This window comes from Paraburkholderia sp. D15, assembly GCF_029910215.1.
GTDB lineage: Bacteria > Pseudomonadota > Gammaproteobacteria > Burkholderiales > Burkholderiaceae > Paraburkholderia.
In genome coordinates this window covers 1,956,158-1,979,028 of record NZ_CP110396.1, presented here as the reverse complement: position 1 = coordinate 1,979,028, position 22,871 = coordinate 1,956,158, and the positions used below count along the sequence as shown (strand labels likewise).

General features: G+C 66.9%; 12 protein-coding genes. 4 read left to right on the top strand and 8 right to left on the bottom strand.

The genetic code is table 11. From position 1 onward, the window contains the following. Window positions 1-31 precede the first annotated feature (31 nt). The 3 genes from LFL96_RS28680 to LFL96_RS28670 all read right to left on the bottom strand — a co-directional run bounded on the left by LFL96_RS28680 (window position 32) and on the right by LFL96_RS28670 (window position 12,871). On the bottom strand, window positions 32-2,230 hold the full coding sequence (locus LFL96_RS28680; protein WP_281001274.1) for a TonB-dependent siderophore receptor: 2,199 nt from the start codon (window positions 2,228-2,230) through the stop codon (window positions 32-34). Between the two features lie 262 nt (window positions 2,231-2,492). Next, a complete protein-coding gene (locus LFL96_RS28675; RefSeq protein WP_281001273.1) occupies window positions 2,493-10,733 on the bottom strand; it encodes a non-ribosomal peptide synthetase in 8,241 nt (2,746 codons plus the stop codon). After that, window positions 10,733-12,871, bottom strand: coding sequence for an AMP-binding protein (locus LFL96_RS28670; RefSeq protein ID WP_281001272.1), 2,139 nt, complete (start codon window positions 12,869-12,871; stop codon window positions 10,733-10,735). The genes LFL96_RS28675 and LFL96_RS28670 overlap by 1 nt, the downstream gene beginning before the upstream one ends. 220 nt (window positions 12,872-13,091) lie before the next feature. Between LFL96_RS28670 and LFL96_RS28665 the strand changes: the two genes are divergently transcribed. Next, entirely contained in the window at window positions 13,092-14,750 is a 1,659-nt protein-coding gene (locus tag LFL96_RS28665) for a cyclic peptide export ABC transporter (RefSeq protein WP_281001271.1), read from the top strand. Window positions 14,751-14,810: 60 nt separating this feature from the next. Here the strand turns inward: LFL96_RS28665 and LFL96_RS28660 are convergent, their stop codons facing one another. Further along, window positions 14,811-16,082 carry a YbfB/YjiJ family MFS transporter gene (locus LFL96_RS28660; RefSeq protein ID WP_281001270.1) on the bottom strand — a complete coding sequence of 424 codons (1,272 nt, stop codon included), beginning with the start codon at window positions 16,080-16,082 and terminating at the stop codon, window positions 14,811-14,813. A 260-nt stretch (window positions 16,083-16,342) separates the two neighbouring features. Here LFL96_RS28660 and LFL96_RS28655 point away from each other — a divergent pair, with 260 nt between their 5' ends. The 3 genes from LFL96_RS28655 (at window position 16,343) to LFL96_RS28645 (ending at window position 18,535) form a co-directional block, all read left to right on the top strand. Next, window positions 16,343-17,014 (top strand): nitroreductase, encoded by a 672-nt coding sequence (locus LFL96_RS28655; RefSeq protein WP_281001269.1) that lies wholly within the window; start codon window positions 16,343-16,345, stop codon window positions 17,012-17,014. A gap of 139 nt (window positions 17,015-17,153) precedes the next feature. Then, a complete protein-coding gene (locus tag LFL96_RS28650) occupies window positions 17,154-17,633 on the top strand; it encodes a hypothetical protein (RefSeq protein WP_281001268.1) in 480 nt (159 codons plus the stop codon). Between the two features lie 11 nt (window positions 17,634-17,644). After that, window positions 17,645-18,535 carry a hypothetical protein gene (locus LFL96_RS28645; RefSeq protein ID WP_281001267.1) on the top strand — a complete coding sequence of 297 codons (891 nt, stop codon included), beginning with the start codon at window positions 17,645-17,647 and terminating at the stop codon, window positions 18,533-18,535. A 7-nt stretch (window positions 18,536-18,542) separates the two neighbouring features. Here LFL96_RS28645 and LFL96_RS28640 read toward each other — a convergent pair whose 3' ends face one another. From LFL96_RS28640 to LFL96_RS28625, 4 genes are all read right to left on the bottom strand, one after another. Beyond that, on the bottom strand, window positions 18,543-19,250 hold the full coding sequence (locus tag LFL96_RS28640) for a 4'-phosphopantetheinyl transferase superfamily protein (protein ID WP_281001266.1): 708 nt from the start codon (window positions 19,248-19,250) through the stop codon (window positions 18,543-18,545). Window positions 19,251-19,374: 124 nt separating this feature from the next. After that, entirely contained in the window at window positions 19,375-20,700 is a 1,326-nt protein-coding gene (locus LFL96_RS28635; RefSeq protein WP_281001265.1) for an MFS transporter, read from the bottom strand. A gap of 63 nt (window positions 20,701-20,763) precedes the next feature. Further along, window positions 20,764-21,000: a DUF2783 domain-containing protein gene (locus LFL96_RS28630; protein ID WP_281001264.1), complete on the bottom strand. Its 237-nt coding sequence runs from the start codon at window positions 20,998-21,000 to the stop codon at window positions 20,764-20,766. A 107-nt stretch (window positions 21,001-21,107) separates the two neighbouring features. Continuing rightward, window positions 21,108-22,859, bottom strand: a complete 1,752-nt coding sequence (locus tag LFL96_RS28625; protein WP_281001263.1) for an FAD-dependent oxidoreductase — start codon at window positions 22,857-22,859, stop codon at window positions 21,108-21,110. Window positions 22,860-22,871 lie beyond the last annotated feature (12 nt).

Sequence of the window (22,871 nt, the reverse complement as noted above, 5' to 3'; positions counted from 1 at the left end):
GGCGGCTTGCGAGCAGTGTGTGACGTGTTGCTTACCACGAATAACGGGCAGTCGCGAGCACGTTGCGGCGTTCGCCATACTGACAGCGGGTCGTGTTGCCGCATCGCGCGACGTACGTGCGGTCGAACAGGTTGTTCGCCGACAGCACGAAGCGCCAGTGCGGGATGTCGTAGTGCACGGCCGCATCCGCGACGGTGAACGAGCCGACGGTGAGCGAGTTATCCGCGGTCGCATACGTCGGGCCCATGTACTGCACGCCCGCGCCGAAACCGAGGCCGCGCATCGGACCGGCCTTCAGCGAGTAGTCGAGCCACAACGACGCGTAGTTACGCGGCGTCGCCGTCGGATTCAGGCCGACCGTCGGATCGAGCGCGCTGCCCTTCGTGATGACCACGTTCTGATACGTGTATGCGGCCAGCAGCTTCAGGTTGTCGGTCAGCTCGGCGGTCGCTTCGAGTTCGAGGCCGCGGCTGCGAATCTGGCCGGTCTGCACGCTGCCGGTCAGCGCCGGGTCCGGTGCGGCGGTCAACGCGTTGTTCTGACGCAGATCGAACAGCGCGGCCGAGAACGTCGCGTTCATGAAGGTCGGCTGATACTTCACGCCGACTTCGACCTGCTTCGAGCGCAGCGGCGTGAACGGGCTGCCGTACGCGTCGTTGCCGATCACCGGCTGGAACGAGGTCGAGTAGCTGACGTACGGTGCGATGCCCGAATCGAACAGATACATCAGGCCGGCGCGGCCGCTGAACGCGCTGCTGTGCTGCGCGGTGTAGGAGCTGGTGAAGTTGTCGAGCGTGGTCGACGAGACCCAGTCCTCGCGGCCGCTCAGCACCAGGATCAGCTTGTTGAACTTCATCTGGTCCTGCACGTACAGGCCGAACTGGCGCTGCACCTGGCGCATCTGCGTATCGTTGAACGACGGCGTGACCACCGGCAGGTTCAGCGCGGTCGGGTTATACAGATTCAGGGCGTAGCCCGTGTACGTATAACCTTCGTTGTCCATGAAGTTCTGGTTGGTGAAGTTGAAACCCGCCACCACGGTGTGTTCCACCGGCCCGGTCTTCACCTTGCCCAGCAACTGATTGTCCACGTCGATGTCGTTGAAGCTCGACTTCAGGTTCATCGCCGCGCGCTGGATGGTCTGCTGGTCCGCGCTCAGCGAGTAACCGAACAACGCCTGGTTGTTCAGGTCGACGTGCGAATAGCGGAAGTTCTGCTTGAACGTCCAGTTCGGATCGAAATGATGTTCGAACAGATACGAGAACGAATACTGCGTCTTGTCGTAGTTTTCGTAGCCGGGGTTGCTGGTCGGCAGGCTGGTCGAAATGTGCTGTCCGAAGATGGTCGGTGCAACCGTGCCGTAGTACGGCAGGAAGTTGTTCGAGTCCATCGTGTTGTCGTGCAGATACGTGGCCATCAACGTGAGCGACGTATCGTTGGTCGGACGCAGCGTGAGCGACGGCGCGATCAGCGTGCGGTTGCCGTGCACCGAGTCGACCTGGTTCTGGCTATAGGTTTCCTGCGCGATGAAGCGGTACAGCACGCGTTTGTCCGCATCCACCGGACCGGACGTATCGATGCCGATGCCGTAGTGGTTGTAGCTGCCCGCCAGCAGATCGACCTGGCCGCGCGCGTTTTCCGTCGGCATCTTCGACACCATGTTGACCATGCCGCCCGGTTCGCCCAGACCGTACAGCACCGAGGCCGGTCCCTTGATCACTTCGATGCGTTCGAGCGTGTACGGATCGACCCGGAACTGGTCGAGCGCGCGGAACGGAATGGCCGGCAGACGCGAGCCGTCGAGATAGAAGAAGTCGGAGCTGAAGCCGCGAATTTCGAACGCGTCGTTACGCGTGTCGTTGCTGTAGTACGTGGCGACGCCTGCCGTGTAGTGCAGCGCGTCGTTCAGGTTCGTGACGTTGCGGTCGTCGAGCTGGTCGCGGCCGATCACGGAAATCGATTGCGGGGTTTCATGAATCGGCGTGCCGGTCTTGGTCGCGCCGTTGCCCTGGTAGGCCACGAAGCCGTTCACCGGGCCGTAGGCGTTCTCGCGGGTCGCTTGCACCTTGATGCCCGGCAGCGTGTTGCCGGCCGGCGTCGTCGCATCCCTGGCGGCGCCGTCGTCGGGCGATGCCGTCGTGGCGGCCGCATCGGCGGCCCATGCGGGCATCGCGCCCATCATCATCCCGACCAGGATGGCGAGTGTCTTCTTCTGAAACCCTGCTGTCATTTTTTTCCCGTGTGGTCTAGCAACCCATGTCCCGAGGCGCATTCGATCCGATGCCCCGGACCTATCGCCCGTCATGCCCGTTTTGCCCATCTTTATTCAAAGCGAATGCGGATTCTAAATAACAATCACTCTCATTATCAATAACAAAATGACGCACGGACCCAAACTGTGGTGCCGATCGGGGTCCGTGCGTCGGGTGTGCTAATCGTTTGCGTTGCGTGCGTTAGCTCGCGTTGACGGTCGATAGCCCTTCAAAGGCGGGTCAATCGAGACTCAACTCGTCGAGCAACGCGTCGAGCCGGTCGAGCGACGCAGCCGTTGTCGATGCACCACGCAAGCGCTCCACGTTCGCGCTGAAGGCGCGCAACGTGGGCGCCTCGAACACGGTGCGCAGCGGCAATTGAACGCCGTAGCTCGCCGAGATCCGCGCGACCAGCCGTGTCGCCAGCAGCGAGTGGCCGCCGAGCGCGAAGAAGTCGTCGCTCGGGGCTATCGCCGTCACGCCGAGCAACGCTTGCCAGATCTCCGCGATGTCGTCTTCGAAGGCCGTGCGCGGTTCGCTGGCGGCGTCGGCGCGGTTCGCGTCGTCGGCGGGGTCGGGGAGCGCGCGGCGATCGAGCTTGCCGTTCGGCGTGAGCGGCATCTCGTCGAGAATCGCGATGTGCGACGGCTGCATGTAGGCCGGCAAGCGGCTCGCCAGCGCCGCCCGCAGCGACATCACGTCGAGCGACGCGCCGGTGTTCGCACACACGTAACCCAGCAGACGCGGCCCGCCCGCCCCTTCGCGGGCGATCACGACCGCCCGGCGCACGCCCGGTTCGGCCGCGAGCACGGCTTCGATCTCGCCGAGTTCGATCCGGAAACCGCGCACCTTCACTTGGTGATCGATCCGGCTCAGATACTCGACGCCGCCGTCCGGGCGCCAGCGCACCAGATCGCCGCTGCGATACATGCGCGCACCCGGCGTCGTCGCGGATGCGAACGGGTCGGGCACGAAACGCTCGGCGCTCAACGCCCCGCGCTGGTGATAGCCACGCGCGAGCCCCGCCCCGCCGATGTACAACTCCCCGGCCACGCCGACCGGCGCGGGCTGCAACGCGGCATCGAGCACGTACAGCGTGGTGTTGGCGATCGGCCGGCCAATCGACTGATTGACCGGATCGACGGTATCGATGCGGGTGCCGCTCGCGTAGATGGTCGTCTCGGTCGGTCCGTACAGGTTCCACAGCTCCGCGCCCGGCAACGCCAGCGCGGTCGCGAGATCGGCGGGCAGCGCCTCGCCGCCGCTGAACATGCGCATGCCGGGCGACGGCCGCCAGCCGGCTTCGACCAGCATTCGCCAGGTGGCGGGCGTGGCCTGCATCAGCGTGGCATCGGCGAGCGCGCGCATCAGCCAGGCCGGGTCGCGCGCTTCGTCGTGCCGCGCGAGATGCACGCGGGCGCCGACCACCAGCGGCAGCACGAGATCCAGCACGGCGATGTCGAACGACAACGACGCCACGGCCAGCAGCCTGTCGGTGGCGGCGAGCCCCGGCATCCGTTGCATCGCCTGCATGAAGTTGGCGAGCGTTTCGTGCGTGATGACGACGCCCTTCGGACGTCCGGTCGAGCCCGACGTGTAGATCGCGTAAGCGGCCTGGCACAACGCGACCGGCGGATGATCGAGTGCGAGGCCGGTCAAGTGTTGCGCTTGCCCATCGGCCGCTTCATCGCCTTCCTCGGGCGACACGATCACGACTGCCGGCGACGCCGGCAGACGCGCGCGCCCCACGTCGTCGGCAATCGCGGCGCGCACGCCGGCGTCTTCCAGCACGTAGGCAATGCGATCGAGCGGATACTCGGGATCGAGCGGCACATAAGCCGCGCCCGCCTTCCACACCGCCAGGATCGCGACCGGCATGTCGGCCGAACGCTGCATCGCAATCGCGACACGATCCTCGCTGCCGATGCCCAACGCCCGCAGCCGCCGCGCGAGCCTGTCGCTACGCTGTTCCAGCGCGGCGTAATCGAGCTCCACGCCGGCGCACGAGACGGCGATCGCAGCAGGCGCCGATTGCGCGCGGCGCGAGATCAACCGATGAACCGGCTCGTCCGGCACCGTCAGCCGTGGCCCGACGCTGTCGCGCTCGAACACCGCGCGCTGCGCCGCGTCGAGCAAGGTGATCTCGCCGAGCGCGACGATCGACGGATCGGCGAGCTGCGCGGTCACTTCACGCAGATGCACGGCCAGGCGCTCGACCGCCGCGCGCTCGAAGCGGGTCGTATCGAAACCGAGCCGCACGCTCAGTTCGGGTTCGACGGTAGCGACGGCGCTCATCGCGTAGCCGGTCGTTTCGACGGTGGCCACTTCGCTGTAACGCAACGCGCGCGGGTCGCCGGCGTGCTCGTGCATCGAGGTATCGAGCGGATAGTTTTCGAACACCAGCAAGGTATCGAACAGCGCGCCGCCACCGCTGCGCAAGCGCTGAATCTCCGCGAGCGGCATGTGTTCGTGTTCGCGCAGCGCGAGATTTTCGTCCTGCAGCGCGCGCAGCCAGACATCGCGCTGCGCGGCGGGTTCGACCTCGCGCACGATCGGCAGCGTGTTGATGAAGAGGCCGACCATTTCCTGCGCGCCCGGCAGCGAATCGGGGCGGCCGGCCACGGTCGCGCCGAACGCCACCGTGGTCTGCCCCGTGTAGCGTTGCAGCAGCACGAGCCATGCGCCTTGCAGCAGCGTGTTGAGCGTGATCCGTTGAGCGCGCGCGGACGCGGCGAGCGCATCGGTCTGCGCCTGAGTCCAGCCGATGTCGACGAAGTCGTGGTGCGTGATATCGGCTGCCTTATCAGTTGCGTTGGCGGTTTGCTTGACGTCCGCCTTAGCCGGCGCCGGCAGTGCCGCCGCCAGCAAGGTCGGCTCGGACGGCGCATTCACCCGCGCGCGCCAGAAGTCGCGGCCGGCCTCGTCGAACGACGCGCGGTGCGCCGTCAGCCAGCCGATGTAGTCGCGATAGCGCGGCATCGGCGCGGACCACATGGCCGCGTCGGGATCGCGATAGCGCGCGACCACTTCGGCCAGCACGCGCGCGCTGCTCCAGCCGTCGAGCAGCAGGTGATGACGCGTCCACAGGAAGCGGTGCCGCTGATCCGGCAAGCGCACGAGCGTGGTGCGCATCAACGGCGCGCGGGCGAGGTCGAACGGCGTTTCGCGATGCACCTTCGCAAAACGCGCGAGATCGGCGGCAGGGTCCGCCGATGCGCTGAGATCGTGCCGCTCGATCGGCATCCGCGCGACGCGGTCCACCCACTGCAGCGGGATCTCGGCGCCGTCGGCATCCACGACGCCCGATGCGGACGCGATTGCGGTGCGCAGCACCGGATGCCGCTGCAACGTCGCGTGCCACGCCGCCTCGAAGCGCGCGACGTCGAGCGCATCGAGCGTCAGCGCGAACTGGTTCAGATAGCGCGCCTCGTCCGACGCGTATTGCACTTCGAACAGCATGCCGCGCTGCATCGGCGACAACGGATACAGATCTTCAATCCGCGCGGGCGATGCCGGCAGGCCCGCGACCTGTGCGACATCGACCGGCGCGGCCGGGAAATCGACCGGAGCAAGCGTCGCGAAGCCGTCTTGCGTGCAAAGCGCGATCAGCTCGTGCAGCGCCGCCAGGAACGCGGCGGCGACCGTCTCGACCTGAGGTTGCGCGCAACGCGCGGTATCGAAGGTCCAGTCGGCGTGAAGGCGGCCGCCCTGCACGCGCGCGTCGAGCGCCAGCGCGGCGGGCGGCGGCGCCAGCGGATCGCGCTCGCTGCCGCGCGGCTCGTCGCTCAGCGCGAACAGGCCCGAGGTGTCGACGCCCGCGTCGACGCGTCCGAGGTAGTTGAAACGCAGCGTCGGCAACGGCAACGTGCGCAGCCGCGCTTGCGTCGCCGGGTCGCCGAGTTCGCGCAGCAGGCCGAAGCTCACGCCGTCGTCGGGCAACGTATGACGGCGCTGGCGATTGCGGTTGAGTGCGGTGGCGAGATTCGTGTCGGCGTTCAGCGCGAGCGGGTAGAGGCTGGTGAACCAGCCGACGCTGCGCGTCGCGTCGGGCGCATCGCGCCAGGCCGGGAGTTCGTCGCGGCCGTGGCCTTCCACTTCGGTCCAGACAGCGGCGTCCTGCGTGCCGGCGACGCGCGCCAGCGCCTGGGCGAACGCGGTCAGCAACAGATCGTCGATATGCAGACGACGGTCGATGCCGGGCAACGCGAGCAAGGCTTGCGTTGCAGGGGCGTCGAGTGCGACGCGTACCGCGGCGATGCGCGGCGCACCGGTGTGTTCAGCGTGGTCTTCGCGATTGTTCCGATGACCGGCCGCCTGCCGTGCCGCGCCCAGCGAATCGAGCGGCCAGGGCGCGACGCCCTCGCCTGCCGCCAGCCAGGCATCGGCCGAAGCAGCCAGCGCGCCGCTCGCCAGCCGGCGTTGCCAGTCGGCGGCCCACGCCTGCGCGCCGATGCCGGGTTCCGGCAAGTCGGCAGGGCGGCCCGACAGCGCCGCGCGATAGCTTTGCTCCAATTCGTCGATCAGGATGCGCCAGGACACGCCATCGACGGCAAGGTGGTGGATCGCGATGAACAGGCGCTCGTTGCAGTCGCCGTCGTGGTCGGCAGCGGCGTGCCGCACGTTCACGTGCAACGCTCGCAGCAGCACGCCATTGGCCGGATCGAGGCTGCGTTGCGCGGCTTCGCATTGACGCGTCAAATCGTCGGCATCGACGGCGGCGCCGTGGGCGATGCAGGACGCGACGACTTGCGCATGAGGAAGAGATTGCGTCTGCCATTGCCCCCGCGCGTCCCGCACGAAGCGCGAGCGCAGCGCATCGTGACGCGCGATCAGCGCCGCGAACGCGGCATCCAGCGCGGCCGGGTCGAGCGGCGTCGGGCAATGCAACAGCACCGACTGATTCCAGTGCGCGGGATTCGGCAGATCGAGCGCGAAGAAGCGCGACTGCGCGGGCGTCAATGCGACCGCCGTCACCGCGGCCTTCGTCTTCGGCTTCGCATTGCCGGCCGCGGCCGAAGCCGAAGCCACGAACGGCACCGCTACCTGCGCCAGCGCCGCGATCGTCTGCTGCTCGAACACCTGACGCGGCGTGAGCTTGAGCCCCGCACGCCGTGCGCGTCCGATGATCTGCAGACTGAGGATCGAATCGCCGCCGAGGTCGAAGAAATTCGCATGACGGCCGACCGACGGCAAGCGCAACACCTGCTGCCAGATTTCGGCCAGCGTGCGCTCGGTGTCGCCCTGCGGCGCCTCGTCGCCCGGCGCGGCTTGCGCGACCGCTTGCGGCGCCGGCAACGCGCGCCGGTCGAGCTTGCCGTTCGGCGTCAGCGGCATGCGTTCGATCACGATCACCTGCGCCGGGACCATGTAGTCGGGCAGTTGCGCGGCGAGATGCGCGCGCAGCGCGGCGGGCTCCGCCTGCCGCGTCGTCTCGCCGACCACGTAGGCGAGCAACTGATACGCGCCGTCGTCGCGCGTCGCGGCGATCACTTCGGCCTGCGCGACATCCGGATGCTCGCGCAGCACGTGTGCGATCTCGCGCGGCTCGACACGATAGCCGCGAATCTTGACCTGATCGTCCGCGCGGCCGATGAACACCACCGAACCGTCGGCGGTCCAGCGCGCGCGGTCGCCGCTGCGATACAGACGCTCGCCGGTGCCGCGCGGGTCCGGCACGAAACGCTCGGCCGTCAGATCGGGCCGGCCGAGATAGCCGCGCGCGACGCCCGGACCGCCCAGATACAACTCGCCTTCGACGCCGGCCGGCACCGGTTCGAGACGCGCATCGAGAATCTGCGCATAGGCGTTCGGCAACGGCCGGCCAATCGGCACCTCGGCGCCGAGGCCGCCTTCGCCGACCTGCGTGGCCAGCACGCCGACCGTCGTTTCGGTCGGCCCGTAGTGATTGAAAATCCGGCACGCGGGTTTGAGCGAGCGCACCCGCTCGACCAGCGACGCCGGCAGCGGTTCGCCGCCGAGCACGAGCGCCTGCGCGGGCAACGCGTCGGCCGCGCATTCCGCCTGCAGCAGCGCGCCGAGATGACTCGGCACGATCTTCAGCACGTCGATGCGATGACGCGCGATGTAATCGGCGAAACGGCCCGGATCGAACGCACAATCGGCGTCGGGCAGGTACAGCGCGGAACCGCTGCACAGTGCGCCGAACAGCACGGTGTGGCCGAGGTCGGCGGCGACCGTCGAGACCATCGCCATGCGCAACGTCGAATCCCAGCCGAAGCGTTCGATCACGCCCTGGGTGTAGTCGGCGAGCGCGCCATGGCTGACCACGACGCCCTTGGGTTTGCCGGTGGAACCCGACGTATAGATCAGATACGCGGCTTGATGCGGGTGAATGGACGGCGCGGTGAACGCGGCTTCGCTCGAAGCGGCGTCGCGCTGCGCGGTGCGATCCGTCGCGATGTTCTCCGATGCGTCACGACCCGCAACACCGTTGCCCGACGCACCTTCGCCGGCCGCGCGCGCGTCGAGCAGCGGCTTCGTCGCGATCCCGGTCAGCACCAACGGCTCACAACCCGCCGCACGCAAGGCATCGACGCCCGCGCCGAAACCCAGCGCGCACAGCGCCCCGCTATCGGCCAGCATCTCCGCCAGACGCGCGGGCGGCGCGGCCGGGTCGAGCGGCACGTACGCGGCGCCGCTTTTCATGATCCCGAGCAGTCCCATCGCGAAGGCCGCCGAGCGTGGCGCGCACAACGCCACGCGCCTGTCGGCGCTCGCGCCGAGCGCGATCAGACGTTGCGCGATGCGATCGGTGGCCGCATCGAGTCCGGCGCGCGACACTTCACCGCCCGCGTCCGTATTCAAGGCGGGTGCGTCGGGTTGCGCGGCGACCTGCGCCCGCCACACCGACAGCACATCGCCATGCGCCCATGCGCGCGACGCGCCGGTCGCGCCGTCGCGCGCGCCCGGCAACGTCAGCTTGCCGACCGGCGTGCGCGGCGCGGCAGCGATCTGCGCTGCGATGCCCGCGAATGCATCCGCGAGACGCTGGATCGTCGCGCGGTCGAAGAGGTCGCTTGCATAACTCACCACGCCTTCGATGCCGTCCGGCAGATCCGTCACGTCGAGGCCGACATCGAAGCGGGTCGCGTCGTCGTCGAGCGCGAGCGGCGTCATCGTCAAACCGCCCGGCAACGTATGCGCGACGAGCGGCAACTGCTGGGTGAACTTCACCTGGAACAGCGGGTTCGCGGACAGGCTGCGATCCGGCTGCAACGCTTCGACGATCTGTTCGAACGGCACGTCCTGATTCGCGTGCGCGTCGAGCATCGCCTGATGCGTGGCGGCGAGCAGCGCATCGAACGGCCGGTCCGGCAAAGGTGTCGAGCGAATCACCAGCGTGTTGACGAAGAAGCCGACCAGCGGCGCGAGTTCGGCCCGCGCGCGGTTCGCGCTCGGCACGCCGACGCGAATGTCGGTCTCGCCGCTCAGCCGCGCGAGCACCGCGTGCAGCACCGTCAGCAGCACGTTGAACAGCGTGGTGTCGTGCGCGAGCGCCAGCGCGCGCAGCTGCGCCGATAGCGCGGCAGGCAAGGTGAAGCGCAACCGCGCGCCGACGAAGCTCTGCACCGCGCCGCGCGGACGATCGGTCGTGAGCGGCAGACGGGCGGGGCCTGCGCGGTTTGCGTCGTTTGCGCCGTTTGCGCTGCTAGCGTCGTTTGCGCCGAGCTGTGTGCGCCAGTAGCCGAGTTGGCGTTCGAACACGCCCGTGCCCGCGAGGTCGCGTTGCCACAGCGTGTAGTCGGCGTAGGTGATCGGCAGGGGCGGCAGCGACTGCGTTGCCGTTTGCGTTGCTGTTAGCGCCGACGTTTCCGCCGACGCTCCCATCGCATGGTTGCCGGTCAGCGCCGCGTACGCCGTGCACAGCTCGCGCAGCATCACCTCGCCGGACCAACCGTCCGAGACGATGTGATGCATGGTCAAGGCAAGCCAGTGGCAATCGTCGTCGAGCACGATCAGGCGCGCGCGCAGCAACGGCGGCACGGCCAGATCGAACGGACGGTTGGCGTCCTCGCGCGCGAGCGCCTGGGCGTGCGCTTCGCGTTGCGCGTGCGGCAATTCACGCAGATCGCTGAATGCGAGCGGCGCGGCGACCTGCGGCACGACGGTCTGCCATGGCACACCGGCCGTGTCTTCGGCATAGCGGCTACGCAGCGTGTCATGACGCGCGATCAGCAGATCAAGACTGCGTTGCAGCGCGGCGCGGTCGAGCGCGCCGTCCATGCGCAGCAGGCCTGAAATATGGAACGCCGATTCGGCGCCGCCCAGGCGTGACACGAACCACATCCGTTGCTGCTGGAACGACAGCGGTCGCTCCGCGTGCAGCGTTTTCGCGGGCACGATCGGCAGCATCGCGAAGTCGATGCCCTTCTCCGCCAGCGCGCCGAGCAAACGGCCGCGCGCATCCGGCGCCAGCGCGGCGATGCGGCGTGCCAGCGCGTGTTTATCGAACTGCTCCATCAGTTGCGCTCCTCTTCGCTCAACAAGGCATCGATCTCGGCCAGCGCACGCGCCTGCTCGTCGTTCGCGACATCGCGTTCACCGTCGATGCGGCGCGCCAGCTCGGCAAGCCGCGGCGCCTCGAACAGCGTTTCGATCGCGAAGCCGGCTTGCAGGCGTTCGCGCACGAGCGCCTGCAAACTGGCGGCCAGCAGCGAATTGCCGCCGAGTTCGAAGAAATGGTCGTCGGCGCCGATCGGCGCGACGTTCAGAAGGGTCGACCAGAGACGGGCGAGCGTCTGCTCGACCTCGCCGGCGGGCGCGCGATACGGCGCGCGTGGAAGTTCCGGCGCGGGCAATGCGGCGCGGTCGAGCTTGCCGTTCGGCAGGCGCGGCAACGCGCGCAACGCAACGAGGCTCGCCGGGATCATGTGCGCGGGCAAATGCGCTTCGAGGCGCGCGCGGGCGGCTTCGATGTTCGGCAACGCGTTGTCGACGGACGCCGCGGCCGGGCTGGCGCCGGTATTTGCGCCGGCTTGGATGCCCGAGGCCAGATAACCGACCAGTTGACGGCCGGCCGCGGTTTCGCGCACCACCACGGCGGCTTCGCGCACGCCGTCGCATCCCAGCAGACAACGCTCGATCTCGCCCGGCTCGATGCGCAGGCCGCGCAGTTTGATCTGATCATCGGTGCGGCCGAGGTACGCGTAGCCGCCGCCGAGCAGCGCCTCGACGACGTCGCCGCTGCGGTAGCGGCGCGAGCCTGGGGCGCCGTCCGGGTCCGGTTCGAAACGCTCGGCTGTTAGCGCGGCGCGGCGGTGATAGCCGCGCGCGAGGCCGTACCCGCCGATCAGCAGTTCGCCGCGATGGGCTTCGCGGTGGGCCGGATTGGCCGGTGCCGTTGCGGTTTCGTGCGGGGGTTGCAGGTCGTTCGCACTGTTCGCGCCACTGCCGCCTTGCGCTGGCCGGCTCGTGGGGGCGGTCTGATTGCCGGCTGCCCGCTGCTCGCCATCGTCCTGCGGATCGAGCGCGACGTGCCGCTCGCCGACCGGCGTGCCGATCGGCAGATACGCGCTGTCGCCGAGACCATCGGCGTCGTCGCTGGTCCACAGCAGCGGCGTGATCACCGTTTCGGTCGGACCGTAGCCGTTCACCAGACGCGGCGGCGCGAGCGCCGCTTCGATCACCGAATGCGTCTCGCGCGACATCGCCTCGCCGGCCGTCGTATAGGAACGCACGCCCGGCAGCCGGATCGCGCGCGCCGCACACCATTCCGCGACCTGGCGCAGATAAGCCGGCGGAAACGCAACCACCGTGATCGCCTCGCGCTGCACCGCGTCGACGGTCTGCGCCGCGTCCCACAACCTGTCGCCGCTCACGACGATCGCCGCGCCCGCGATCAGCGGCGCGAGCCAGCCTTCGTGCGCGCCGTCGAAATTGACCGACGCGAAGTGCAGCACGATGTCGTTATCGACGACGCCGTAACGCTCGACGATCGCCTGGCAGTGCATCGACAGCGGGCCGTGTTCGACAGCTACGCCCTTCGGCGCGCCGGTCGAGCCCGATGTATAGATCAGATAGGCCAGTTGCCGCTCGTGAATATCGGTGACGAAAGGCACGGGCGTCGACGCGGGCGTGGATATAGATGTCGATGTGGACTTCAACGCAAGAAGATCGAGCGTATCGAACGCCAGCACGCGTGCCGGATCGAAACCCTCCGACGCCGTGATGCCCGGCCCGACCAGCCACAGCGCGATGCCCGCATCGGCGGCGATATAGTCGAGGCGCTCGCGCGGATACGCGAAATCGAGCGGCACGAAGGCCGCGCCGGACTTCATCACGGCAAGCAGCGCGACGAACAGTTCGGCCGAGCGCTTGACGCTGACGCCGACCGGTACTTCCGGCCCCGCGCCGTGCGCGGCCAGCCGCGCGGCGAGCGCGTCGGAAGCGGCGTCGAGTTCGGCGAAGCTGAGCCGCCGTTCGCCGTCGACGATGGCAAGGGCGCCGGGACGCTGCCGCGCGCGTTCGCGGATCAGTTCGTGGACCGGACGCGGCCGGGCATGCGGATGCGCCGACCCGGCAGTTGCGGCGACGGCGCCGGGAATCGTGGTTCCCGGCAGGGAATGCGTGGATGCGGTGTATGCGGTTTGGATGGCCATGTCAGTCCGGCGCAAAGCCGGCAAGAGAGCAGCGACACCCTCATGACGAACGGCGGACAAAAATGTACAGTCCGCGCGGGCCTATTTTTTTTTCGCGCTCGTTCGTCTAATGAGCAACACGCCGCATCTGGCTTGCGCGCGATCCCGTCCAGGCTCCTCTGGACGGGTCACGGGCGAACCAGGCCGGCATGGCGTCCCACCCTCAGCAGACAGGAATTCGATGAGATCCAACGCACCTACCCCCCCGCGTACGATGGCCATGCTGATCGGCCAGGTACGCGGCCGGCTCGCGCTTGCCACCGGCGCCAGCATTCTGAGCGGCCTCGCGGGCGTCGCGCTCGTCGCGCTGTTGAACACGGCGCTCAACGTACAGGCCGCCGAACTGCCCGGCCTCGGCTGGCGCTTTCTCGCCGTGTGCAGCGCGGCGCTGGTGCTGCGGCTCGTCGCGGTATCGGTGTTCGTCAATCTGACGCAGACGACACTCGCGAGCCTGCGCCGCCATCTGTCGACGCACATCCGCAGCGCGCCGTACCGGCAGATCGAAACGATCGGCGCGTCGCGCCTGCAGTCGCTCGCCAGCGACGACGCCGCGCTCGTCGCGACCCTGTTCGCGAGCCTGCCGATCATCGTGATGAACGGCGCGATCGTGGCGGGCAGTCTCGTGTATCTCGGCATGCTGTCGTGGCGCACGCTGCTGTTCGTCGCGGCCGCGCTCGGACTCGGCTCGCTCGCGTTCCACCTCGCGCATGGTCGCGCGATGGTTTATCTGCGCAAGGCGGGGGCGTTGCAGGACGCGTCGCTCGGGTATTTCGGCTCGCTGATCGCAGGGGCGAAGGAGCTGAAGCTCAACCGCAAGCGCGGCGACGAGTTTCTCGACAACGTGCTGAGTCCCGCACTCGAATCGGTGCGCGCCACGCGCGTGCGCGGCATGCTGATCTATACGGGCGCGAGCAACTTCGGGTTGTTCCTGCTGTACGTGATCATCGGCGTGACGACGTTCTTTTTCACGCGCTATGCGGGGCTCGACGCGCATACGAGTTCCGGCTTCGTGGTGGTGTTTCTGTATCTGATGGTGCCGCTCGACAGCCTGTTGAACAACCTGCCGCAGGTGCAGCTCGCGCGCGTCGCGCTGGAGCGGATCGAAACCGCCGTGCAGCAGATGCGCAATGCCGAGACGCCCGCGCCCGGCAACAACGTCGCGCCCGCGTTTGCGCGTATCGACGTGAAGGGCTTGCAGCACAGCTACTATCACGAGCGCGCCGACGAGATCTTCCAGTTGGGCCCGATCGATCTGTCGTTCACGCCGGGCGAGATCGTGTTTCTGGTCGGCGGCAACGGTAGCGGCAAGACGACCCTCGCGAAGCTGCTCACCGGACTCTATATCGCCGAGAAAGGCGAGCTCCGCATCGACGGTCATCTCGTCGACGACTCGTCGCGCGATGCGTATCGCCAGCACTTCAGCGCGATCTTCTCGGACTTCCATCTGTTCGATTCGCTCGTCGGTCTGCCGCGCGAAGGGCTCGACCGCCTGGGCAACGAACTGCTCAAGCGTCTGCATCTGGATCACAAGGTGCGCGTGAACGACGGCGCGTTCTCGACGCGCGATCTGTCGCAAGGTCAGCGCAAACGGCTCGCGCTCGTGGTGGCGTATCTGGAAGACCGGCCGTTCTATATCTTCGACGAATGGGCCGCGGACCAGGACCCGGCGTTCAAGGATGTGTTCTATCAGGTGCTATTGCCCGATCTGCGCGCGCGCGGCAAGACGGTGCTGGCCATCAGCCACGATGACCGTTACTTCCATCTCGCCGACCGGCGTATCAAGCTCGAGGATGGGCAGATCGTCGAGCATGTGCGGATCGGGGAACAGGTCAGTGCTTGAGCTTTTTACTTGAATTGGCGCCTGCGCTTGAGTGAGACAGAAGCTTGACGTCAAGCCTCTTCACGCTTTCGTCAGCGCCTTCTGACACGCGGCGAGCACCGCGCCCGCCGCGAGCAGCAGCGCCGAGTACACCAGCCCACGCGCGAGACCCGCACCGTCCGACACCCAGCCGATCACCATCGGTCCCACGATCTGCCCGAACGCGAACACGATCGTGAACGCGCTGATGCCCCTGGCCCAGTGACTCGCGGGCAGATTGTGGCGCACGAATGCGGTCGTCGACGCGACCGCCGACAGAAACGTCGCGCCGAACAGCACGCCCGACACGAACGCCACCCAAGGCTGCGTGAACAACGCAGGCAGCAAGGTCGCGACCGCGAGCAGCGCGTTGAGCACGGCCAACGCCTGACCGCCGCGCATCCGGTCGAGCAACCCCGACCAGACCCGCGCCGACACCACCGTCGCCACGCCGAGCAGCAGATAAAAGCCGGTGACGACGGACGCGCTCATCCCCGCATTGCGCAGCAGCGCGACGATGAAGGTCATATACCCGATGTACCCGACGCCGAACAAACCGTAGCCCGCGAGCGCCAGGCTGAAACGCGGCCAGCGCGGTACGTCGGCGTGGCCGGACGCTTGCGCGGCCGCGTGCACCGCCGGATGCACGCGCTCGATCTTGCGGGCCGCGCCGATCGCCACCGCGGCAAACGCCGCGCAGGCGGCGGCCAGCGCGAACCAAGCGAACTGCCAGCCATGCATCGCGTTGACGATGGTCAGCGGCACCAGCACCGACGACGCCACGATGCCCCAGCCCGTACCGCCGTAGTAAAGGCCGAGCACGAGGCCCGCATCGCGCGGTCTCGCCGAGGCAAGGCGCGCCGCCAGCACGCCGCCGCTGATGAAGATCGCGGCGCTCGTCACGCCGGTTATCACGCGCAGCGCGAGCAACGCATGCGTGTCGGCAAGCACGCCGCTCACCGCCATCAACAGCGCGGTGGCGACGCAGCCTGCGTTGAACAACGTACCCGCCTGCCAGCGGCGCGCGAGGCGCGGGAAAGCCAGCGCGCCGAGCAGGTACCCGAGCGCGTTGGCCGTGTTCATCGCGCCGGCTTGCGCGAAGCTCCAGCCGAGGTCGAGTTTCATCGACGGCAACAGCAGCGCGTAGGCGAAGCGCGCGAGGCCTAGCGCGATCGCGCTGCCGAGCGAAAGCGCGGCAGCGAGCAGGAGCGTCGGGAACGGTGCGCCGCATCGGTGGCCGTGGACGGCCCCGCGGCGTCGAGTGATTTTGTCGTCATGGGCGAGGCGGAAGTGGGCAGGAAGGCTGCAAGCCATCCAGGGTGCGGACGTCGATTGCGGCGCTTCGCCATCATAGCCGGGGGCGCCGGGCGGGGTTGACCGTTAGTTGCCTTATGGTAGCCGGCCGTGCGCATCCTTTTATGCGACGCGGCGCTTCGCGTCGCCAGACACGGGCCTATCAGAACAGCCTGCACGGCAAAACCACGAAAAATGACACTCCATGTAAATGCGAATGATTTGCATTTACGAGATAAATAGGCCATCATTCAGGCCTACCTTCAGTCGAATCCAACACCATGAACACGCTCGACATCAGCCGCCTCGACATCGACACGCCGCCTGCCACAAAAGGGGCGACCACTTCGGCCGCCTCGCCCGGGTCGCCTGCGTCGGCGGCGCTCGACGTGCTGCTGTCACGCCACTCGCAATGGCCGCTCACCGAGCCCGGTCCCGCCGACGCCGAACTCGACCTGATCTTCGACGCCGCGTTGCGCGCGCCCGATCACGGCAATCTGCGTCCATGGCGTTTCGTCACGATTCGCGGCGAAGCACGCGGCGCGCTCGGCGATCTGCTGGTCGATCTCGCCTGCGCGCGAACGCCTGGCGAGCCGCGTTCGGCGCATGCGCATCGGCGGCAAAAGGCATTTGCCGCGCCGCTCGTGATCGCGCTCGGCGCGGCCGTGTCCGCGCATCCGAAAGCGCCGGAGATCGAGCAACTGCTCGCCGCCGGCGCCGCCACGATGAATCTGCTCAACGCGATCCACGCGCTGGGCTACGGCGGTTTCTGGGCCACCGGGCCCGACAGCTACGAACCACGCATGCGCGACGCGCTGGGTTTCGCCGCGAACGAACGGCTGCTCGGCTTTCTGTTCGTCGGCACCGCGAAGACGCCGGCTCAACCGCCGGTCCGTCCCGCGCGTAGTGCGCACGTGCGCGAATGGTTGCCCCCGCAACCGCCGCGCAATTGATCGACGGCCCCCTGATGCACGCGTCGACATCCAACGCGTCATCGCCCTTGCGTCGCAAGCGTCATGCGCTGGCCTGCGACGCGGCACGCAATCCATCCGGCCGGCGCGACTCATGGACCGTGTCCATACAGGAGCCACGATGAACTTCCGCTCTCACCACAGCAGCCGTCCCGAGCTGATCGACGATCATCCGCTCGACACCACCGATGCGCCGGAGCGCACCGTCCTCAGCGCCGTGCGCACGTGGCTGCGGCCCGCCTGCGAATCGGCGCGCGGCGGCGTGCAATGGCGCGACATTCTGAGCGGCGTGGGCGTGCGCCAGGACGGCATCGAACATTTCGATCTGCTGATGCGCTCGTTGATGCACGTGTCCTACCGTCCGCTCGACATGCGCTGCCGCTGCGCCAGCGATCTCGGCAAGGACGAAGCCGTGATCCTGCAAACCATCGCGCTGCTGCAGAAGACCCACAGCGGCGCCGCGCTGCGCATGTTGAGCGAATGGCTGCCCGCGCCGGCCGTGAGCGGCGTGCTGAAACTGATCCGCTGGTTTGCGATCGATCTGCTCGAAGCGGGCATGGAACTCGACGTGCAGGCGCGCCGCGTCACGTATATGCATTGAGGACGCAGCCCATGTCATTGGAATTGGACCCGGCGGCCGCCCCCCGGCCTTCGTTGACTTCAACCTCATCCGCATCCTCGCGCACGCGCGATAACGGTGATCGTGATCAGAAGGCGCCCGTTCGCGCGGCGCATGCGCTGGTCAGCGTCGCGCCACCCGCCTTCACGTCGCACTCGTTGACACGTCACTACCCGCGCGGCGTGCGCGCGCCGCGCTCGGGCGAGCTGCATCTGTGGCGATTCCGTTGCGAATGGCTACCGGTGCCGGTGCAGGAAGGCGATAGCTGGCTGTCGAAAAGCGAACGCGAGCGCGCGCGGCTGCATCCGAACGCGGCGTTGCGCAAGCGCTTCATCAGCGCGCGCGTGGTGGTGCGCTGGATCGTCGCGAATCTGTTCGACTGCAAGCCGCGCGACGTCGATCTGCAGGACGACGGCAATGAAAAATTGCGCGCCCGTCATCCGCACGATGGGCGCGGCATCACCATCGACATCGCTTATGGCGGTATATGGATCGTGGTCGGCGTGGCATCGGCGACGCTGGGGTTGAGCGTCGTTGCGCCCGCACCCGGCGCGCTGCTCGACGAAACACCGGACGGCGCGCGCCGCCGCGCGCGTTACGGCAGCCTCTGCAATGCGCTGCGTTACGCGCCGGTGGATATCGACGTGGACCGGCTTTTAGGCGACACGACCTGCGTGGCGTTCGACCTCGCCGAACACGGTCACTGGCATGTGCTCGATCTGCCGATGGGCGGCAAGATCCGTGCGGCCGTCGCGCTTGCGCAGCCGGTCATGCAACTGCATACGTTCGGGTGGCCGAAATCGTTGGCGCTGGGGACGGGTGGGAAGGCGGGCGCGGTTGAGACGATTGGCGCGACCGGCCCGGCTGACGCGATCGGCAAATAACCGTGCGTTAGCGTCTGTGCGAGAAGGGTGTCATCGACCACGCCACGCACGCCGAATACCCCTGCGGCGCCGCAATCCACTGCGCGGCGATATCGCGCATGTCGTCCGGTATGCCGTTGCGCAACACCACCTGCGCATCTTCGCGAGGCAGCACCGCCAGATGCTGCAGACCACGCGCAATGCCCGCGCCCGTCGTCTTGACGAGCGCTTCCTTGGCGACCCATGCATCGTAGAACGCACTGCTTTGCTCCACGGCATCGCGACGCTCCAGCCACGTCACCTCGGCGGGATCGAGCGTCAGCGGCGCGATCGACCGCCAGTCGAATCCCACGCGATGCTGCTCGATATCCACGCCCACGCGCCGTAACGGCGATATCGCGATCAAGCCGTGCGCGCCGGTGTGCGAGACGTTGAAATCGAACGCAGCGGATTGCGCGAGTTGCGGGCGACCGTTGGCATCTTTTGCGAAGCGCACCGCCTGCGCGGTCACCTCGAGATGCCGAGCCAGCAACTCACGCAACGCGGCACGCGTACCGCCAAAACGAACCGCATCCTCATGACGAAGAAATCTGCCGGCGCGCACGCGTTCATCGTCGCTGAGGCAGGCGAACGCGGGCGAGTCGTCGAGCGATGCGTCGAACGGGAAGTCGATACGCCACAGCGTGATATCGGACGGGCCGCCGTGCGGCAAGGGAACAGGTTCGATGAATGGCATCTTCGGCGCGCGTGTCGTAAAGCGTATAGCGTGAAGCGTGGAATCGGACAAAGATAACGCCGCCGGAAAAGGCGACGCAACACCATCCGCGACTCTACCCGATCCCGCGCGCCATCCCTGCGCTTCAGATACGTTTCATTTCCTTCGGCACGCCACGCAGCAGCGCCACACCGCTGATGAACAACAGCGCGCTCAACAGATACAGCGCGTTATCCATGCTGCCGGTATGCGTCTTGATCAGACCGATCACGTAAGGACTGACAATCCCGCTCGTAATGCCGATGCTGCTGATCAACGCAATTCCCGCCGCCGCCGCCGAACCCGACAGATAACCTGACGGCACCGTCCAGAAGATCGGCAGCGCCGCGAAGATCAGCACCGAGGCAAGCGAGAGAATCGCGAGCATCGCGGGAAAGCTGCTCAAATGCAGCGTCAGCAACGACAGCGCCACGCCGCCGCCGATCGTGCATACAGCGAAATGACGACGACGTTCGCCGCGCCGATCCGAATGACGCGCAATCAGAATCAACCCCACCGCGCCGATCGCATTCGGAATCACAGTGTACAAACTGATGGCCAGCACGTCGTGCATGCCGAAATCGCGGATCATCAACGGCATCCAGAAGTTCAGCGTCAACGACGCGCAGGTCAGCGAGAAGTAGATGAACGCGAACAGATAGACGCGCGGATTGCGCAGCGCCTGCAGAAACGAGCGCGACGAATGTGCATCCGTTGGGCGGCGGTCGTCGTCGCGTTGCGCGATCAGTTGCGCTTTTTCGCCGGCGCTGAGCCACGTCGCGTTCTGCGGGCCGTCCACCAGATAGAACGCGGCGAGCAGGCCGAGCACGATGGCCGGCGCGCCTTCGATCACGAACATCCATTGCCAGCCGAAGAGGCCCAGCACACCGCTCATGTCGCGCATGATCCAGCCGGACACGAGGCCGCCCAACACGCCGGCCACCGCGACGCCCGCGAAAAAGATCGACAGGACGGCCGCGCGCCGCCGCGCCGGATACCAGTAGGTCAGATACAGCACGATGCCGGGAAAGAAACCCGCCTCGAACACGCCGAGCATGAAGCGCAACAGATAGAAGTGCGTGGGTTTCGACACCAGCATCATGCCGACCGAAGCGATACCCCACAGCAACATGATCCGCGTGAACGTGCGGCGCGCGCCGAAGCGCGCCAGCAGCATGTTGCTCGGCACTTCGCAGAGCACATAGCCGACATAGAACACCGCTGCGCCGAGCCCGTACATCGCATCGCTGAAACCGAGGTCGTGCTTCATCTGCAACTGTGCGAAGCCGATGTTGATGCGGTCGAGAAACGACACGACGTAGCAGAGAAACAGAAACGGAATGATCCGCAGCGAGACCTTGCGGTAGAGCAGATCGTCGTGTGCGATAGCGGACGCGCTCGCGTCGAGCGCGGGGGCGAAGGATTGACTCATCGGTTATCTCCAAACGTGAGGGTCCAACGGACCCGCCGGGTCCGGCGTCTTGTTGCGCCGCGTTCAGGCTGCCAGCGAATGCGTGCGTGCCGCGGCTTCCGTCACATCGATCACGCCCTCGCGCGCATAGCGCATCGCTTCGAGCAGCGTCGCGTGATCGCCGATATGGTTCGCGAGCAGCAGGATCAGTTGCGCGTTCGCCGACTGGCTCTGCGCATCGTCCAGATCGCGATGCATGTCGATCAGCGCCTCGTAGAAATCGTCGGGACGCGCGAGATTCGGTTGCGTGTTCAGTGCCATGTCTGTCTCTTCCCAGTCTTTTCCATGTGCTGCCGATGCCTTGCGTGTCCCGCAAGTGTCCGCGTCGTCAGCGTGTCGTATAACCCGCCGCGCTTTTATTCAGGCCTTCAGGCTGTTCCTTCGACACACAGCGCGCGTTTCAATGCCTGCTCCACCGCGTGCGTGTCGAGTTGCCGCCAACGCGCACACACGTGCTGATCCGGCCGGATCAGATAGAACGTATTGGCTCTCGCGTCGTACCGCGTGCCGGCGAGTCCTTCGATGTCGTGGAGAACCGCAACGCTTGCCGAGGCTGCATCGGAAGCAAACGACGACGCGAGCGCATCGCCTTGCGTTTCCTTACTCGCGACCACCACGAGCTTCAGCGGAATCGATCCCTTGCCGAGCGCATTCAACGAAGCGCGTGTCGCCGGATCGACGCCCTGCTCGCCGCAGAACAACACGCCGGTGAATTGCTGGCCAAGTTGTTGCAACAGCCAACCCGGCGATGCAGCTTCCGTCGCGGCAATGCCAACCGGCGCATCCACGCACGACGCTCCCGGCACCATCTGTCCTTCGAAGCTATCGCAGTCCGCGGTATTCAGCGGCGAATCGCGCAACACCGCCGGTACCGATAAACGCCCGCTGTTCGCCAACTGCCGCGCGAACGGATGCTTGCGAGCAACCTTCAGCACCGCGTCGCGGAACACGCGGCTCACGGGACTTTTCGGCGTGATGAAATCGGTGGAACGGGTGGAGTTGCGGATGTTTTCGTCGGCGGCGAATTCGCGTTCGCTTGCATAGGTGTCGAGCAGCGCATCGGACGCTTTGCCTTCGAGCACCAGCGCCAGTTTCCACGCGAGATTTTCCGCGTCCTGCACGCCGCTGTTCGCGCCGCGCGCGCCGAAGGGCGACACGCCGTGCGCGGAGTCGCCCGTGAACAACACGTTGCCGTGCCGGAACCGGTCCATGCGCAAACACGAAAACGTGTAGACGCTGACCCATTCCAGTTCGAATTTCGTCTCCGCGCCGAGCAAGGCGCGCACACGTGGAATCACGCGTTCCGGCGTTTTTTCCAGCACCGGGTCCGCGTCCCAGCCCAACTGGAAGTCGATCCGCCACACGTTGTCCGGTTGCCGGTGCAGCAGCACCGACTGATTCGGATGGAACGGCGGATCGAACCAGAACCAGCGCTCGGTCGGAAAGTCCGCTTCCATCTTGACGTCGGCGATCAGGAAACGATCCTTGAACGTGACGCCCTTGCTGTCGAGTCCCATCAGGTTACGCATGGGGCTGCGCGAACCGTCGGCGGCCACCACGTAGCGACCGCGCAGCGGGTACGCGCCGTCGGGCGTATCGATCGTCAGCGTCACGCCGGCGTCGTGCGTGCCTGGCGTGCCGTGCTGTTGCACGCCGACCACCTTGCTCTTCCAGCGGATCTCGAGATTCGGCAGTTCCCGCGCACGCTCCAGCAGGAAACCTTCGACGTAGTACTGCTGCAGGTTGATGAACGCGGGCCGGTTATGTCCAGGTTCGGGTTGCAGATTGAAGGTGTAGACCAGCTCGTCCTTCAGGAACACCTTGCCGACGTTCCAGCTGACGCCCTTCTCCACCATCCGCTGACCGCAGCCGAGGCGGTCGAAAATATCGAGCGAGCGCTTCGAAAAGCAGATGGCGCGCGAACCGGTGGACAACGAACAATCGTCGTCGACCAGCACGACCGGCACGCCCTGCTGCGCGATGTCGATCGCGCTGGCGAGGCCCACCGGCCCCGCGCCCACCACGATCACCGGATAGACCGCCGGCTCGACACCTTCCCGCGCTTGCTGCTCGCGACACGGCTGGTAGTCGAACGACAGCGTCTGGTAGTTGATACTCATCTCAAGTCTCCG